A 2898-nucleotide genomic window follows, 5' to 3' on the forward strand; every position below is an offset into this window, starting at 1 on the left:
CCACTGCACCGCGGTGCGCAGGATGTCATGCCGGTCGATCACCGCCTGCAGCGATTGCAYGAAATGGTCGAGCAGGCTGCGGTTGTCGAAACTGAACAGCGACGACAGCAGGTAGACGTCGCCCTTTGTGCTGGCGAGGTGATGGAACAGGATGCCTTCCTGCAGCGGCGCCAGTGGATAGATGTCCTGCACGTTCGCCACGCCGCCGGGCACGGTGGCGACGATGCGGTCGATCTCCTCCTGCGTCAGCGACACCAGCGGCAGCATGTCCGGGGTGATCGCCACGCAATCAGGTGCAATCAGGTTGTCGGGCACGACTACGGTCGCGCTGCTGCTGCCCGCCTCCGAGGCCAGCTCGGCCAGCACCGGATGGGTGAACAGGCTGCGCACATCGGCATGCAGGCCGGCCCGGCGCATGCGTTCGATCAGCGTAATGGCCAGCAGCGAATGGCCGCCCAGCCGGAAGAAATTGTCGTGGCGCCCGACGCGTGCGGCGCCCAGCACGTCGGCCCAGATTGCCGCCAGCGTGGTTTCGGCTTCACCTTGTGGCGCTTCGTAGACCTCGCTCGCATAGGCGTCGCCATCCGGCGCCGGCAGCGCCTGGCGGTCGAGCTTGCCATTCGGCGTCAGCGGCAGGGTGTCGAGTGCGACATAGGCAGCCGGCACCATGTACTCGGGCAACGTCGCCGACAGCTGCASGCGCATGCCTTCCACTTCCACCGTACCCGGCTCATTTTCCGTGTAGTACGCCACCAGCCGCTTGTCGCCCGGCTGATCCTCGCGCGCAATCACCACCGCTTCGCGGATGCCTTGCTGTTCCAGCAGCTTCGCTTCAATTTCGCCCAGCTCAATCCGGAAGCCGCGCAGCTTGACCTGATCGTCGTTGCGACCAAGAAATGCAATGCTGCCGTCSGCCAGATAACGTCCCAGGTCGCCGGTCCGGTACATCCGTGCACCCGGCTCGTCACTGAACGGATCGRCCAGGAAACGTTCGGCCGTCAGGCCATCCCGGTTCAGGTAACCACGCGCCACCCCGGCACCGCCCACATACAGCTCGCCGGCCGCACCCTGCGGCACCGGCTGCCCGTACCCATCCAGCAGGTAGATGCGCAGGTCCGGTATCCGCTGCCCGATCGGRCTCGGCCCGGCCTTTTCCGCRTCCGCCGCCGTRAGCGGCCGRTAGGTCACATGCACCGTGGTTTCGGTGATGCCGTACATGTTGACCAGTTGCGTGSCGTGGTTGCCTTGCCGTGCATACCACGGCCGCAGCATCGCCACTTCCAGCGCTTCGCCACCAAAAACCACCAGCCGCAGCTTGTGCTGTTCGATACTGCGCTCCTGGGCGGTGATCAGTTGACGGAACGCGCTCGGCGTCTGGTTCAATACCGTCACCCCTTYACGGCACAACAGGGCAAAAAACGCATCCGGCGCGCGTACCGTCTCCTGCGGCACCACCACCAGCCGACCGCCGTAGGCAAGCGCACCCCACAGCTCCCATACCGAGAAGTCGAACGCGAACGAGTGGAACAGCGTCCAGACRTCCTGCCGGTCAAAACCAAACCAGCCATCGGTGGCATTGAGCAGRCGYGCGACGTTGCRGTGCTCGACCATCACCCCCTTCGGTGTGCCGGTCGAACCGGAGGTGTAGATCACGTACGCCAGACTTGCCGGTGTGACGCCGGTCGCCTCGGTGGCGAGGTCGCTGGCGTCTTCATCCATCCATCCGGCATGCTCGTCTATCTCGACCAGGATTGCGGGGCAGGTCTGCAGCGTGCTGCGCAGTGCCGGATCGAGCGTNGCGACGTTGCGGTGCTCGACCATCACCCCCTTCGGTGTGCCGGTCGAACCGGAGGTGTAGATCACGTACGCCAGATGTGCCGGTGTGACGCCGGTCGCCTCGGTGGCGAGGTCGCTGGCGTCTTCATCCATCCATCCGGCATGCTCGTCTATCTCGACCAGGATTGCGGGGCAGGTCTGCAGCGTGCTGCGCAGTGCCGGATCGAGCGCGCCGTGGGTGAGCAACGCCACCGGGGCGCTGTCTTCCAGCATGAAGGCAAGCCGTTCGGCAGGATAGGCCGGGTCCAGCGGCACATAGCCGCCGCCAGCCTTCATCACCGCCAGGATCGCGACCACCATATCGATGCTGCGTTCCATGCAAATCGCCACCCGCGCATCGGGCACCACGCCCAATGTGCGCAGATGACGCGCCAAGCGGTTGGCGCGGCGGTTGAGTTCGCCGTAGCTCAGCTGCTGGCCTTCATGCGTGAGTGCGATTGCCTGCGGCTGTGCGGCGGCTTGCTGTTCGAACAACGCGTGCAGGCAGGTGCCTGCAGGATAGGCATCGGTCGTATTCCAGTCAACCAGCAAGCGCCTACATTCCTGCTCGTCCAGCAGYGGCAGCCGCGCAACCTGCAGGCTGTCGTTGTCCACCATCGCCGCCAGTGCACGCTGCAGGTAACCCAGCATGCGTTCGATGCTGGYGCGCTCAAACAGCGCCGTCGCGTATTCCAATCCACCGGCAATSAYGTCGCCCACTTCRCCCAGGTTCAGCGTCAGGTCGAACTTCGACGTCAGGTACGTCCCACCCACGGCCGCCGGCGTCAGGCCGTCCAGCGCCAGCTCGCCCTCTTCATTGTTCTGCCAGGCAAACGACACCTGGAACAGCGGGCTGTGYGCCATGCTGCGCGGCGGGTTCACCAGCTCMACCACCTGCTCGAACGGCAGGTCCTGGTGTTGTTGCGCTTCCAGTGTGCGYGCCTTCACCGACTGCAGCAGTTGCGCAACGCTCGGGCTGCCCGATACATCCAGCCGCAGTGCCTGGGTATTGATGAAGATGCCGATCAGTGGTTCCACTTCGGCACGCAGGCGCCCGGCCATCGGCGTGCCGATCACCACCTC

At 65.0% G+C, this 2898-nt stretch carries 1 protein-coding gene and 1 pseudogene; both read right to left on the reverse strand.

All coding sequences use genetic code 11. The annotated features are described in order from the left end of the window. On the reverse strand, nt 1–1797 hold a 1797-nt coding region (locus ASE07_RS30260; RefSeq protein ID WP_235548660.1), incomplete at both ends, for an amino acid adenylation domain-containing protein. A gap of 1 nt (nt 1798) precedes the next feature. After that, nucleotides 1799–2895, reverse strand: a pseudogene (locus ASE07_RS30265) (AMP-binding protein); the annotation flags it as partial. Nucleotides 2896–2898: the final 3 nt, after the last annotated feature.

This window comes from Noviherbaspirillum sp. Root189, from assembly GCF_001428545.1.
GTDB lineage: Bacteria > Pseudomonadota > Gammaproteobacteria > Burkholderiales > Burkholderiaceae_D > Noviherbaspirillum.